The 14,324-nt window shown below is 69.3% G+C and carries 13 protein-coding genes; all 13 read left to right on the forward strand.

From position 1 onward, the window contains the following. Positions 1–134 precede the first annotated feature (134 nt). The 13 genes from ACZ39I_RS04545 (at position 135) to ACZ39I_RS04605 (ending at position 14,188) form a co-directional block, all read left to right on the forward strand. Positions 135–1,655, forward strand: a complete 1,521-nt coding sequence (locus tag ACZ39I_RS04545; RefSeq protein WP_467243319.1) for a UDP-N-acetylmuramoyl-L-alanyl-D-glutamate--2,6-diaminopimelate ligase — start codon at positions 135–137, stop codon at positions 1,653–1,655. A gap of 4 nt (positions 1,656–1,659) precedes the next feature. Then, entirely contained in the window at positions 1,660–3,069 is a 1,410-nt protein-coding gene (locus ACZ39I_RS04550) for a UDP-N-acetylmuramoyl-tripeptide--D-alanyl-D-alanine ligase (protein WP_467242795.1), read from the forward strand. Further along, positions 3,066–4,139 carry a phospho-N-acetylmuramoyl-pentapeptide-transferase gene (gene mraY, locus ACZ39I_RS04555; RefSeq protein ID WP_467242796.1) on the forward strand — a complete coding sequence of 358 codons (1,074 nt, stop codon included), beginning with the start codon at positions 3,066–3,068 and terminating at the stop codon, positions 4,137–4,139. Before ACZ39I_RS04550 ends, mraY begins: the two co-directional genes overlap by 4 nt. Next, positions 4,121–5,578: a UDP-N-acetylmuramoyl-L-alanine--D-glutamate ligase gene (gene murD / locus ACZ39I_RS04560; RefSeq protein ID WP_467242797.1), complete on the forward strand. Its 1,458-nt coding sequence runs from the start codon at positions 4,121–4,123 to the stop codon at positions 5,576–5,578. The genes mraY and murD overlap by 19 nt, the downstream gene beginning before the upstream one ends. 20 nt (positions 5,579–5,598) lie before the next feature. Next, positions 5,599–6,957, forward strand: coding sequence for a putative lipid II flippase FtsW (ftsW, locus tag ACZ39I_RS04565; protein WP_467242798.1), 1,359 nt, complete (start codon positions 5,599–5,601; stop codon positions 6,955–6,957). Between the two features lie 6 nt (positions 6,958–6,963). Continuing rightward, positions 6,964–8,058 (forward strand): undecaprenyldiphospho-muramoylpentapeptide beta-N-acetylglucosaminyltransferase, encoded by a 1,095-nt coding sequence (gene murG, locus ACZ39I_RS04570; RefSeq protein ID WP_352382882.1) that lies wholly within the window; start codon positions 6,964–6,966, stop codon positions 8,056–8,058. Positions 8,059–8,077: 19 nt separating this feature from the next. Beyond that, on the forward strand, positions 8,078–8,872 hold the full coding sequence (locus ACZ39I_RS04575) for a cell division protein FtsQ/DivIB (protein WP_467242799.1): 795 nt from the start codon (positions 8,078–8,080) through the stop codon (positions 8,870–8,872). Between the two features lie 287 nt (positions 8,873–9,159). After that, entirely contained in the window at positions 9,160–10,356 is a 1,197-nt protein-coding gene (ftsZ, locus tag ACZ39I_RS04580; protein ID WP_467242800.1) for a cell division protein FtsZ, read from the forward strand. Then, positions 10,353–11,081, forward strand: a complete 729-nt coding sequence (pgeF, locus tag ACZ39I_RS04585) for a peptidoglycan editing factor PgeF (protein ID WP_467242801.1) — start codon at positions 10,353–10,355, stop codon at positions 11,079–11,081. Before ftsZ ends, pgeF begins: the two co-directional genes overlap by 4 nt. A gap of 6 nt (positions 11,082–11,087) precedes the next feature. Continuing rightward, a complete protein-coding gene (locus ACZ39I_RS04590) occupies positions 11,088–11,807 on the forward strand; it encodes a YggS family pyridoxal phosphate-dependent enzyme (RefSeq protein ID WP_467242802.1) in 720 nt (239 codons plus the stop codon). Positions 11,808–11,935: 128 nt separating this feature from the next. Next, the gene (locus ACZ39I_RS04595; RefSeq protein WP_280852025.1) at positions 11,936–12,577 is read left to right on the forward strand and encodes a cell division protein SepF; all 642 of its coding nucleotides are present in this window, start codon (positions 11,936–11,938) and stop codon (positions 12,575–12,577) included. A 50-nt stretch (positions 12,578–12,627) separates the two neighbouring features. Next, entirely contained in the window at positions 12,628–12,918 is a 291-nt protein-coding gene (locus ACZ39I_RS04600) for a YggT family protein (RefSeq protein ID WP_057618503.1), read from the forward strand. Between the two features lie 52 nt (positions 12,919–12,970). Beyond that, positions 12,971–14,188, forward strand: coding sequence for a DivIVA domain-containing protein (locus ACZ39I_RS04605; protein ID WP_467242803.1), 1,218 nt, complete (start codon positions 12,971–12,973; stop codon positions 14,186–14,188). Positions 14,189–14,324: the final 136 nt, after the last annotated feature.

Consider the following 14,324-nt stretch of genomic DNA (forward strand, 5'->3'; position numbering starts at 1 on the left):
CCCGTCGCCCACCACCACCCTTGTCCGACCGCGCTGCGCGCGGGCCCTCTTTTAGCTCCGAGGCGGGTGCGCCCGGTACGCTCACCGCCGTGCCACACGCTGATCAGTCCCAAACCACCCAGAAGGGCGCACCCGTGACCTATCCGGGACCGCCCCGGCCGGTCCGGGTCTCCGCCACACCCCTCGCGGAGCTCGCCGATCAGCTGGGTATCGAACAGCCGGAGAAGACCGCGCAGGTCACGGGTATCACCCATGACTCACGTGCCGTCCGCCCCGGCGACCTGTACGCCGCCCTCCCCGGAGCCCGTCTGCACGGCGCCGACTTCGTCACCCAGGCCGCCGGCCTCGGCGCGGTCGCGGTGCTGACCGACCCGACGGGCGCCGAGCGCGCCGCCGCGACCGGGCTCCCGGTGCTGGTGGTCGACGACCCACGCGCGCGCATGGGCGAACTGGCCACCACGATCTACGGTCACCCCGGCCGGGACCTGCTCCAGATCGGGATCACCGGCACCTCCGGCAAGACCACCACGGCGTACCTCGTCGAGGGCGGTCTGAAGGGGGTCAGGTCCACCGGTCTGATCGGTACCGTCGAGATGCGCATCGGCGACGAGCGCATCAAGTCCGAGCGCACCACGCCCGAGGCCACCGACCTCCAGGCCCTGTTCGCGGTCATGCGCGAGCGCGGTGTCGAGGCGGTCGCCATGGAGGTCTCCAGCCACGCGCTGGTCCTCGGCAGGGTCGACGGCTGTGTCTTCGACATCGGCGTCTTCACCAACCTCAGCCCGGAACACATGGAGTTCCACTCCGACATGGAGGACTACTTCCGGGCCAAGGCGCAGCTCTTCACGCCCGAACGCAGCCGTCTCGGCGTCGTCAACCTCGACGACGAGTACGGCCGCAGGCTCGTCAAGGAAGCCACGGTCCCGGTCGTCACCTTCTCCGCCGAGGGCCACCCCGACGCCGACTGGCGTGCCGAGGACGTCGAAGTCGGGCCCATGGACTCGACGTTCACCGTGATCGGCCCCAAGGGCGAGCGCATCGCCGCCAGGTCGCCGCTCGCGGGCCCCTTCAACGTGGCCAACAGCCTCGCCGCGATCGTCGCCCTGGCCGCGGCCGGCCTCGACCCGCAGACCGCCGCCGACGGCGTCGCCGCGGTACCGGGAGTGCCGGGCCGCCTGGAGCGCGTGGACGCCGGGCAGCCCTACCTCGCCGTCGTGGACTACGCCCACAAGACCGACGCCGTCGAGTCGGTGCTCAAGGCGCTCCGCAAGGTCACCGAGGGCAAGGTGCACGTCGTGCTCGGCTGCGGGGGCGACCGCGACAGGACCAAGCGCGGGCCCATGGGCGCGGCCGCGGCCCGCCTCGCCGACACCGCCGTACTGACCTCCGACAACCCCCGCTCCGAGGACCCGCTCGCGATCCTCGCAACCATGCTCGAGGGCGCGGCGTCCGTACCGGCACACGAGCGCGGCGAGGTCCAGGTCTTCGAGGACCGGGCCGCCGCGATCGCCGCAGCCGTCGCCCGCGCGCAGCCCGGTGACACCGTGCTCGTCGCGGGCAAGGGCCACGAGCAGGGCCAGGACATCGCCGGGGTGGTCCGTCCCTTCGACGACCGCCAGGTGCTTCGAGAAGCCATCCAGCAGACCCAGGGATGAACTTGTGATCGCCCTCTCTCTCGCCGAGATCGCCTCAGTCGTCGGCGGGCAGACCCACGACATACCGGATCCGTCGGCGCAGGTGCACGGGCCCGTCGTCATCGACTCCCGGCAGGTGAAGGACGGCGCTCTGTTCGCCGCCTTCGTGGGGGAGCGCGTCGACGGCCACGACTACGCCGACCAGGCCGTCAGGGCGGGCGCGGTGGCCGTGCTGGCCCAACGCCCCGTCGGCGTGCCCGCGATCGTCGTCGAGGACGTCCAGACGGCCCTCGGCGCCCTCGCGCGTCACGTCGTACGACGGCTCGGCGCGACCCTCGTCGCCCTCACCGGCTCGGCCGGCAAGACCAGCACCAAGGACCTGATCGCCCAGGTGCTGCGGCGCAAGGCGCCGACGGTGTTCACGCCGGGCTCGCTCAACAACGAGATCGGGCTGCCGCTCACCGCGCTCACCGCCACCGAGGAGACGAAGTTCCTCGTCCTGGAGATGGGCGCCCGCGGTATCGGCCACATCAGCTACCTCACGGATCTGACGCCCCCGAAGATCGGCCTGGTCCTGAACGTCGGCTCCGCCCACATCGGCGAGTTCGGCGGCCGCGAGCAGATCGCGCAGGCCAAGGGCGAGCTCGTGGAAGCCCTGCCGTCGGCACAGGACGGCGGCGCCGCGATTCTCAACGCCGACGATCCTCTCGTACGTGCCATGGCCTCCCGTACGACGGCGAAGGTGATCCTTTTCGGAGAGTCCGGCGAAGCGGACGTTCGCGCCGAGAACGTGCGACTCACGGACAGCGGACAGCCCGCCTTCAGCCTTCGCACACCCTCCGGTGCAAGCGAAGTGACCATGCGCCTGTACGGTGAGCACCACGTGTCGAACGCGCTCGCCGCGGCCGCCGTCGCCCATGAGCTGGGCATGTCCGCAAGTGAGATCGCCACCGCGCTCTCCGAGGCGGGCTCCCTCTCCCGCTGGCGTATGGAGGTCACCGAGCGCCCGGACGGCGTGACCATCGTCAACGACGCCTACAACGCGAACCCCGAGTCCATGCGAGCGGCCTTGCGCGCGCTCGCGGCGATGGGCAAGGGGCGGCGGACCTGGGCGGTGCTCGGCAAGATGGCCGAGCTCGGGGACGAGGCGCTCGCCGAGCACGACGCGGTCGGACGGCTCGCCGTCCGGCTCAATGTCGGCAAGCTCGTCGCGGTCGGGGGCAGGGAAGCGTCCTGGCTGCAACTGGGCGCATATAACGAGGGTTCGTGGGGTGAGGAGTCGGTGCACGTGTCCGACGCACAGGCGGCGGTCGACCTGCTGCGCAGTGAATTGCGCCCGGGAGACGTCGTCCTCGTGAAGGCGTCCCGTTCGGTCGGTCTGGAGAGCGTCGCCCAGGCGCTGCTCGACGCCGAGGGTGAGGTTGCCGCCCGATGATGAAGCAGATCCTGTTCTCAGGAGTCATCGGCCTGTTTCTGACCCTGGTCGGCACCCCGCTGCTGATCAAGCTGCTCGCGCGCAAGGGTTACGGCCAGTACATCCGGGACGACGGCCCGCGCGAGCACGCCAGCAAGCGCGGTACGCCGACCATGGGTGGTATCGCCTTCATCCTGGCGACGGTCGTCGCCTACTTCCTGTCCAAGGTCATCACCGGCTTCCCGCCCACCTATTCGGGCCTGCTGGTGCTCGGCCTGATGTGCGGCATGGGCCTGGTCGGCTTCCTCGACGACTACATCAAGATCGTCAAGCGGCGTTCGCTGGGTCTGCGGGCCAAGGCGAAGATGGCGGGCCAGCTGATCGTCGGCATCAGCTTCGCGGTGCTCGCGCTGATGTTCCCGGACGCCCGCGGCAACACCCCGGCCTCGACCAAGCTGTCGTTCATCACCGACTTCGGCTGGAAGATCGGCCCGATCCTGTTCGTGGTCTGGGCGCTGTTCATGATCCTCGCGATGTCGAACGGCGTGAACCTCACCGACGGTCTGGACGGCCTCGCCACCGGCGCCTCCGTCCTCGTCTTCGGCGCCTACACGTTCATCGGCGTCTGGCAGTTCCAGGAGTCCTGCGCCAACGCGGGCGCCCTGACCAACCCGGGTGCCTGCTACGAGGTACGGGATCCCCTCGACCTCGCGGTCATCGCCTCGGCGCTGATGGGTGCCTGCCTCGGCTTCCTGTGGTGGAACACCTCGCCGGCCAAGATCTTCATGGGTGACACGGGTTCGCTCGCGCTCGGCGGTGTCCTGACCGGCCTCGCGATCCTGTCCCGCACCGAGCTGCTGGTGGCCATCATGGGCGGCCTGTTCGTCCTCATCACCATGTCGGTGGTCATCCAGGTCGGCTCCTTCAAGCTCACCGGCAAGCGCGTCTTCCGCATGGCCCCGCTCCAGCACCACTTCGAACTCAAGGGCTGGTCCGAAGTCCTCGTGGTGGTCCGTTTCTGGATCATCCAGGGCATCTGTGTGATCGTCGGCCTGGGTCTCTTCTACGCGGGATGGGCAGCAGAAAAGTGACCTCCTCGGAGCACCTCGACTGGCAGGGAAAGCACGTCACCGTCGCCGGACTCGGCGTCTCCGGCATCCCGGCGGCCAAGGCGCTGCACGCGCGCGGGGCACACATCACGGTCGTCAACGACGGCGGCGACGCACGCGCGCGTGAGCAGGCCGCGGAGTTGGAGGCGCTCGGCATGACCGTGCGTCTCGGTGACACTGCATCCACTGGCGGCTCCGCCGCGGGGACCCTGCCCGAGGGCACCGACCTCGTCGTCACCGCGCCCGGCTGGAAGCCGGACAAGCCGCTCTTCACCGCGGCCCGTGAGGCCGGCCTGGAGATCTGGGGCGACGTGGAGCTCGCCTGGCGGCTGCGCGGCCCCGACGCGGCCCCCTGGCTCGCGGTCACCGGCACCAACGGCAAGACGACCACCACCCAGATGCTGGCGTCGATCCTGAAGGCCGCGGGGCTGCGCACCGCCGCCGTGGGCAACATCGGCGTCTCCCTGCTGGACGCCGTGCTCGGCGACGAGCAGTACGACGTCCTCGCCGTGGAGTTGTCGAGCTATCAGCTGCACTGGGCGCCCTCGCTGCGCGCCCACTCCGCCGCCGTGCTGAACCTGGCGCCGGACCATCTGGACTGGCACGGCTCCATGGAGGCGTACGCCGCCGACAAGGGCCGTATCTACGAGGGCAATCGGGTCGCCTGCGTCTACAACGTGGCCGACAAGGCCACCGAGGACCTGGTGCGCGAGGCGGATGTCGAGGAGGGCTGCCGGGCCATCGGCTTCACCCTCGGCACTCCGGGGCCCTCTCAACTCGGTGTCGTCGAAGGCATCCTGGTCGACCGGGCCTTCGTCGAGGACCGGCACAAGAACGCCCAGGAGCTCGCCGAGGTCTCCGACGTCAACCCGCCGGCTCCGCACAACATCGCCAACGCCCTTGCGGCGGCGGCCCTCGCCCGCGCATTCGGGGTGCCCGCAAGGGCCGTACGGGACGGGCTGCGGGCCTTCACCCCGGACGCCCACCGCATCTCCCACGTGGCCGACGTGGACGGGGTCGGCTACGTCGACGACTCCAAGGCCACCAACACCCACGCGGCACAGGCCTCGTTGGCGGCCTACGAGTCGATCGTGTGGATCGCGGGCGGGCTCGCCAAGGGCGCGACCTTCGACGAGTTGGTCGCCAAGTCGGCACAGCGACTTCGCGGTGTCGTGCTCATCGGCCGGGACCGCGCCCTGATCCGTGAAGCCCTCGCGCGACACGCCCCGGAGGTACCCGTGGTGGACCTCGACCGGACCGACACTGGGGCGATGCTCGCGGCTGTCCAGGAGGCCTCACGCCTCGCCGTCGCAGGTGACACGGTGCTGCTGGCTCCGGCCTGCGCCTCGATGGACATGTTCGCCAACTACAACAAGCGCGGTGACGCGTTCGCGGAGGCGGTTCGCGAACTCGGCGCCTGACCGACGTAGCGGAGGCGTTGATGCCCAGTAGCCGGACCGGCAGGCCCCCCGTGCAGCGGGCCCGGCGCCCCGCCGTCCCCCGGCAGGCGCGCGAGAACCCCGTGCAACAGCTCTACATGCGTGCGCGGAAGGCCTGGGACCGGCCTCTGACCGCCTACTACCTGATCCTCGGTGGCAGCCTGCTGATCACCGTGCTCGGTCTGGTGATGGTGTACTCGGCCTCCCAGATCACGGCCCTGCAGATGTCGTTGCCGGGTTCCTTCTTCTTCCGCAAGCAGTTCCTGGCCGCCGTCATCGGCACCGTACTGCTGCTGATCGCCTCCCGGATGCCGGTCAAGCTGCACCGGGCACTCGCCTATCCGATCCTGGCGGGCGCGGTCTTCCTGATGGCCCTGGTACAGGTGCCGGGGATAGGGATGTCGGTCAACGGCAACCAGAACTGGATCTCGCTCGGCGGCTCCTTCCAGATCCAGCCCAGCGAGTTCGGCAAGCTCGCCCTCGTGCTGTGGGCGTCCGACCTGCTCGCCCGCAAGCAGGACAAGAAGCTGCTGACCCAGTGGAAGCACATGCTGGTGCCGCTCGTCCCGGTCGCCTTCCTGCTGCTCGGGCTGATCATGCTCGGCGGCGACATGGGTACGGCGATCATCCTGACCGCGATCCTGTTCGGCCTGCTGTGGCTCGCGGGGGCCCCGACGAGGCTGTTCGTCGGGGTGCTGTCGATCGCCGGGCTGATCGGCATGATCCTCATCAAGACCAGCCCCAACCGCATGGCCCGGCTCGCCTGCATCGGCGCCACCGAGCCCAAGTCGGGGGCCGCCGACTGCTGGCAGGCCGTGCACGGCATCTATGCCCTCGCATCAGGCGGGATCTTTGGCTCCGGGCTCGGCGCGAGTGTGGAAAAATGGGGCCAACTCCCCGAAGCCCACACCGACTTCATCTTCGCCGTCACCGGTGAGGAACTAGGCCTCGCGGGGACGCTGTCAGTACTCGCTCTCTTCGCGGCTCTAGGCTATGCGGGTATCCGCGTGGCCGGACGCACGGAGGACCCCTTCGTGAGGTATGCCGCGGGAGGTGTGACCACCTGGATCACCGCTCAGGCGGTGATCAACATCGGTGCGGTGCTCGGTCTGCTGCCGATCGCCGGCGTCCCGCTCCCGCTGTTCTCCTACGGAGGGTCCGCCCTGCTGCCGACCATGTTCGCCATCGGGCTGTTGATCGCGTTCGCGCGTGACGATCCCGCTGCGCGGATGGCGCTTTCGATGCGGCAACCCCGCTTTGGTAGAAAGCGGGCGGGAGGCGCCGTGCCGGCACGGGGTCCTCGGAGATGGAACACGATGCGACGGCGCGCCTCCTCGGCGCGTTCGTCCGGAGAGCGGTGAATTTCGGTGCATGTCGTACTCGCCGGTGGGGGGACCGCCGGCCACATCGAGCCCGCGCTCGCCCTCGCGGACGCCCTGCGCAGGCAGGACCCGACCGTGGGGATCACGGCCCTGGGCACGGAACGGGGCCTGGAGACCAAGCTCGTCCCACAGCGCGGCTACGAGCTCGCGCTCATCCCTGCCGTCCCGCTGCCCCGTAAGCCGACCCCGGAGCTGATCACCGTGCCGGGCAGGCTGCGCGGCACGATCAAGGCCACCGAGCAGATCCTGGAGCGCACCAAGGCCGACGCCGTCGTCGGCTTCGGCGGCTATGTGGCGCTGCCCGGCTATCTCGCCGCCAAGCGGCTCGGTGTACCGATCGTGGTCCACGAGGCCAACGCCCGCCCCGGCCTCGCCAACAAGATCGGCTCCCGGTACGCCGCCCAGGTCGCCGTGGCCACGCCGGACAGCAAGCTGCGCAACTCCCGCTACATCGGCATCCCGCTGCGCCACACCATCGCCACCCTGGACCGGGCCGCCGTCCGCCCCGAGGCCCGGCACATGTTCGGCCTCGACCCGAACCTGCCGACCCTGCTGGTCTCCGGCGGCTCGCAGGGCGCCCGGCGCCTCAACGAGGTCGTCCAGCAGGTCGCGCCCTGGCTCCAGCAGGCCGGGATCCAGATCCTGCACGCGGTCGGTCCGAAGAACGAACTGCCGCATGTACAGCAGATGCCGGGAATGCCCCCCTACATCCCGGTAAGTTACCTGGACCGGATGGACCTCGCGTACGCCGCGGCCGACATGATGCTCTGCCGCGCGGGCGCGATGACCGTCGCCGAACTCTCCGCCGTCGGGCTCCCGGCCGCCTACGTCCCGCTGCCCATCGGCAACGGCGAACAGCGGCTGAACGCCCAGCCGGTGGTCAAGGCCGGCGGCGGACTGCTGGTCGACGACGCGGAACTGACGCCCGACTGGGTGCGGGGCAACGTCCTGCCCGTGCTCGCCGACCCGCACCGGTTGTACGAGATGTCCCGCGCCGCCGCCGAGTTCGGCCGCCGGGACGCCGACGAGCTGCTTGTCGCCATGGTGTACGAGGCGATCGCCTCGCACCGACGCCAGTAGCCAGGAAGAGGGAGTGCGCGTGGCCGGATCGACGACCGCCGAGCGCGGTGAACGCCAGCAGGAGTCGTCCGGCCCGCCTCCCGCCCGGCGGTTGAGGGTGCGTCGGCTTCGTACGATCATCATCCTCGCCGTGGCGCTCGCGCTTCTCTCCGCGGGTGCCGTCTGGCTGTTGTACGGATCCCAGTGGCTCCGTGTCGAACGCGTGTCGGCCACGGGAACCCTGGTACTGACTCCGGAACAGGTCCGTGAGGCCGCCGACATCCCGCTCGGCTCGCCGCTGATTTCCGTCGACACCGATGCGATTGAGGCGCGGCTGCGCCGGAAATTGCCCCGAATTGACTCAGTTGATGTGGCTCGCTCCTGGCCCCATGGAATCGGGCTGAAAGTGACTGAGCGTACTCCGGTTCTGCTTGTCCAAAAGGGCGGAAACTTTGTCGAAGTGGACGATGAAGGTGTCCGATTCGCCACGGTTTCCGTAGCCCCGAAAGGCGTCCCCGCACTGGAATTGGCGCTCTCCCGGCCGGACTCCCGCGCCGCGAGCCTGCGTCGCTTCGGGGAGGGCCGACTGGTGCGGGAAGCGGTGCGCGTGGCGGGTGACATTCCGGTCGACGTCGCGCGCGTGACCCGTTCCGTCAAGGTGCGTTCGTATGACGACATCTCGCTGGAGTTGAGGGGCGGTCGTACCGTCGCCTGGGGAAGCGGCGAGAAGGGTGCCGCGAAGGCCCGTACGCTCAGCGCTCTCATGAAGGCCGCCCCGGATGCCCGGCACTTCGACGTCAGCGTTCCCACGGCCCCTGCGTCATCGGGGAGTTGACGCACATCAGCGCAGGCCAGCACCCTGGTTGGGCACTGCTACGGCTGATCACATAGGGTGAAAAGAAAAACGGGAGGTTCGGCGTGTTCGTTGAACGTGCGCCACTTGTCGACTTAGTGTCCTGTTCAGAAGACTCCAGGGAACAGACACACTGGTAACCCTAAACTTCAGCGTTAGGGTTCGGGTCGGCGCTACGGACCGTCCCATTCGGCATCAGTCGACGGATCGCGAGGCAGCAGTGCTTCGTCGGTTCGGCGACACGTAACTCGAGGCGAGAGGCCTTCGACGTGGCAGCACCGCAGAACTACCTCGCAGTCATCAAAGTCATCGGTGTCGGCGGCGGTGGTGTCAATGCCATCAACCGGATGATCGAGGTCGGTCTCAAGGGCGTCGAGTTCATCGCCATCAACACCGACGCGCAGGCGCTGTTGATGAGCGACGCCGACGTCAAACTCGACGTCGGCCGCGAACTCACCCGCGGACTCGGCGCCGGAGCCAACCCGGCCGTGGGCCGCAAGGCCGCCGAGGACCACCGCGAGGAGATCGAGGAGGTCCTCAAGGGGGCCGACATGGTCTTCGTGACCGCCGGTGAAGGCGGCGGCACCGGCACCGGCGGCGCGCCCGTCGTGGCCAACATCGCCCGCACTCTGGGCGCCCTCACCATCGGCGTGGTCACCCGCCCCTTCACCTTCGAGGGCCGACGCCGCGCCAACCAGGCCGAGGACGGCATCGCGGAACTCCGCGAAGAGGTCGACACCCTCATCGTCATCCCCAACGACCGGCTGCTGTCCATCTCGGACCGCCAGGTCTCGGTCCTCGACGCCTTCAAGTCGGCCGACCAGGTCCTGCTCTCCGGTGTCCAGGGCATCACCGACCTCATCACCACGCCCGGTCTGATCAACCTCGACTTCGCCGACGTCAAGTCGGTCATGTCCGAGGCCGGTTCGGCGCTCATGGGCATCGGCTCGGCCCGCGGCGACGACCGCGCGGTGGCCGCCGCCGAGATGGCGATCTCCTCGCCGCTGCTCGAAGCGTCCATCGACGGCGCCCGGGGCGTGCTGCTCTCCATCTCCGGCGGCAGCGACCTCGGCCTGTTCGAGATCAACGAAGCGGCTCAGCTGGTCAGCGAGGCCGCCCACCCCGAGGCCAACATCATCTTCGGTGCGGTCATCGACGACGCCCTCGGCGACGAGGTCCGTGTCACCGTGATCGCCGCCGGCTTCGACGGGGGCCAGCCGCCCGCCCGGCGCGAGACGGTCATGGGTTCCTCCTCGGCCCCGTCCCGCCGCGAGGAGCCCACTCCGGTACGGCAGACCGAGAGCCGTCCGTCCTTCGGCTCGCTCGGCAGCGTCACGCCGAAGGAGGACCCGGAGCCCGCGCCCGAGCCGGCCGCCGACCTCCCGGTCCCCCCGCCCGTCCCGCCGTCCCGGAGCTACTCGGACAGCGCGGCCGAGGAGCTGGACGTGCCGGACTTCCTGAAGTGATAGGACAGCGCGAGAGCGTGAGCGGCGCGCACTTCGCCTTCACCGACCGGTGGGGCGGGGTGAGCGCCGCTCCGTATGAGGAGCTCAACCTCGGCGGGGCGGTCGGCGACGACCCCGAAGCCGTGGGGACCAACCGCGAACTGGCCGCCAAGTCGCTCGGTCTCGACCCGGCCCGGGTGGTCTGGATGAACCAGGTGCACGGGGCGGACGTCGTGGTGGTCTCGGAGCCGTGGGGCGAGAAGCCGGTGCCACGGGTCGACGCGGTCGTCACCGCCGAACGCGGTCTCGCCCTCGCCGTCCTCACCGCCGACTGCACCCCGGTGCTGCTCGCCGACCCGGTCGCCGGGATCGCCGCGGCGGCCCACGCCGGCCGGCCCGGCATGATCGCCGGAGTCGTCCCGGCCGCGCTACGCGCGATGACCGAACTCGGCGCCGACCCCGCCCGGATCGTCGCCCGCACCGGACCCGCCGTCTGCGGCAGGTGCTACGAAGTGCCCGAGGAGATGCGCGCCGACGTCGCCGCCGTCGAACCCGCGGCGCACTCCGAAACGAGTTGGGGCACTCCCGCGGTCGACGTGACCGCCGGAGTGCACGCGCAGCTCGACCGGCTCGGGGTGCGCGACCGGCAGCAGTCGCCGGTGTGCACGCTGGAGTCGGGCGACCACTTCTCGTATCGTCGCGATCGCACCACGGGGCGACTCGCGGGATATGTCTGGCTGGACTGATGGGGCATGACGGACCGTAAGGACGAACTCGCCGCGAACCTGGCGAAGGTGGAGGCGCGCATCGCCGCCGCGTGTGCGGCTGCCGGGCGCAGGCGGGAAGAGGTGACCCTCATCGTGGTCACCAAGACCTACCCCGCGAGCGATGTGCGGATCCTCGCCGAGCTAGGTGTGCGCCACGTCGCCGAGAACAAGGACCAGGACGCGGCGCCCAAGGCCGCCGAATGCTCGGATCTGCCCCTTACTTGGCACTTTGTTGGTCAGTTGCAGACCAACAAAGTGCGATCTGTGGTGGGTTACGCGGATCTCGTGCAGTCCGTCGATCGTTCGAAGTTGGTGACGGCTCTCTCCCGGGAGGCCGTGAAGGCCGAGCGCGAGGTGGGCTGCCTGATCCAGGTCGCCCTCGACGCCGGTTCGAGCGAGCGAGGGGAGCGGGGTGGTGTGGCGCCGGGCGGAATCGAGGAGTTGTCCGGTCTCGTGGCCGGGGCTCCGGGGTTGCGGCTCGACGGGTTGATGACCGTCGCCCCGCTCACCGGGGAGTACGCGGGACGCGAACAGGCGGCGTTCGAGCGGTTGATGGATTTGTCGACCGACCTGCGCAGAGCCCATCCGGCTGCCAACATGGTCTCCGCAGGGATGAGTGCGGACCTCGAACAGGCCGTGGCAGCAGGAGCGACACATGTGCGCGTCGGCACCGCGGTACTCGGAGTCCGCCCCAGGCTCGGGTAACGTCGCCAGGAAGTCGGACCACAGCAGAAAATATGGTCATTACCGCCAAAGGCGGTCATAACGACCTCGTGGATCGCGGGCACTTGGCAGTCGTCAGCCGATCCACCACAGAGCGGAGGACTCAGAGAATGGCCGGCGCGATGCGCAAGATGGCGGTCTACCTCGGCCTCGTGGAGGACGATGGGTACGACGGCCGCGGTTTCGACCCCGACGACGACTTCGAACCGGAACTCGATCCGGAGCCCGAGCGGGACCGCCGACGGCATGAGCCGTCTCACCAGTCACATCAGGCGCTTCAACCTGAAAGGGACGAATCGGTCAGAGTTGTGCAGTCCTCGGCGCCGCGCGACCCGGTGCCCCGATCCTCTTCGCTCGCCGCGGAATCGGTGCGTCCGGCGCGCATCGCGCCCGTGGCATCCATCACACAAGAGCGCGCAAGCCTGGAGAAGAACGCACCGGTGATCATGCCCAAGGTCGTGTCCGAACGAGAGCCTTACCGGATCACCACACTTCACCCCCGGACCTACAACGAGGCCCGTACCATCGGGGAACACTTCCGTGAGGGCACCCCGGTGATCATGAATCTGACTGAGATGGATGACACAGACGCCAAGCGACTTGTCGACTTTGCGGCCGGTTTGGTGTTTGGTCTTCACGGCAGCATCGAGCGGGTGACGCAGAAGGTGTTCCTGTTGTCGCCTGCTAACGTCGATGTCACGGCGGAGGACAAGGCCCGCATCGCAGAGGGCGGGTTCTTCAACCAGAGCTGAGAAGCAACAACCGGAACGAAGTACGAACAGGGGAGAGGGAAAGACAGACCATGAGCGTGTTCGCGCAGGTGATCTACATCGCGCTGATGGTGTTCCTCATCGTGCTCATCTTCCGATTGGTCATGGACTACGTCTTCCAGTTCGCCCGCTCGTGGCAACCCGGCAAGGCGATGGTGGTCGTTCTGGAGGCCACCTACACTGTCACCGATCCACCGTTGAAGCTTCTGCGGCGGTTCATCCCGCCGCTGCGTCTCGGGGGCGTGGCGCTCGACCTGTCCTTCTTCGTGCTGATGATCATCGTCTACATCCTCATCTCCATCACGGGAAACCTGGCGAGGTGACTGTGGACGATACGGTCTTGCCGACTGCCGATGACTACGTTGAGGTGAAGAGATGCCGTTGACCCCCGAGGACGTGCGGAACAAGCAGTTCACGACCGTCCGCCTCCGAGAAGGCTATGACGAGGACGAGGTCGATGCCTTCCTCGACGAGGTCGAAGCCGAACTGACCCGCCTGCTGCGCGAGAACGAGGACCTGCGCGCCAAGCTGGCCGCGGCGACGCGTGCTGCTGCCCAGAACCAGCAGAACATGCGCAAGCCTCCGGAGCAGCAGGACCAGCAGCAAGGCGGCATGCCCGGACAGGGAATGCCGCAGCAGGGTATGCGTGGGCCCGGTCCCGGTGCCCCCGTACCGGCCGGCATATCCGGTCCGCCGCAGCAGCAGATGGGCGGCCCCATGGGTGGCCCGCCCCAGCTGCCGAGCGGTGCGCCGCAGCTGCCCGCCGGCCAGGGCGGCCCGCAGGGTCAGGGCCAGATGGGCCAGGGTCCGATGGGTCAGGGCCAGATGGGCCAGGGTCCGATGGGCCAGGGCCAGATGGGCCAGGGCCAGTTGGGTCAAGGCCAGATGGGCCAGGGCCAGATGGGCCAGGGCACCATGGGCGGTCAGCCGCCCATGCAGCAGCAGATGGGCGGCCCCATGGGCGGTCCGATGGGCGGCCCCGGTCAGGGCCCCGGTGGCGACAGCGCCGCCCGTGTCCTCTCGCTGGCCCAGCAGACCGCCGACCAGGCGATCGCCGAGGCGCGTTCCGAGGCCAACAAGATCGTGGGCGAGGCGCGTTCGCGTGCCGAGGGTCTCGAGCGTGACGCCCGTGCCAAGGCGGACGCCCTGGAGCGGGACGCGCAGGAGAAGCACCGCGTCGCGATGGGCTCCCTGGAGTCCGCCCGCGCCACGCTGGAGCGCAAGGTCGAGGACCTGCGCGGCTTCGAGCGCGAGTACCGCACGCGTCTGAAGTCGTACCTCGAGTCGCAGCTGCGCCAGCTGGAGACCCAGGCCGACGACTCGCTGGCTCCGCCGCGTACCCCGGCCGCCGCGTCGCTGCCGCCGTCCCCGGCGCCTTCCATGGCTCCGGCCGGTGCGAGCGCGCCGTCGTACGGTGGCAACCAGGGCATGGGCGGCGGTCCTTCGCCGGCCGGCCCGTCGTACGGCGGCCAGCAGCAGATGTCGCCCGCGATGACCCAGCCGATGGCGCCCGTGCGGCCGCAGGGTCCCGGTCCGATGGGACAGGCTCCCTCGCCCATGCGTGGCTTCCTCATCGACGAGGACGACAACTGACGGCCTCTAGTACGCCTTAGGCGTCGGCAGCGTTCAGGGCGGGGCCCCGGATTTCGATCCGGGGCCCCGCCCTTTTACGCGGGTTGACCACGTTGTGTTGGCACGAAGAAGGCCCGGTCCCCTGGTGGGGGCCGGG

It is taken from the genome of Streptomyces sp. NPDC024687, assembly GCF_055559055.1.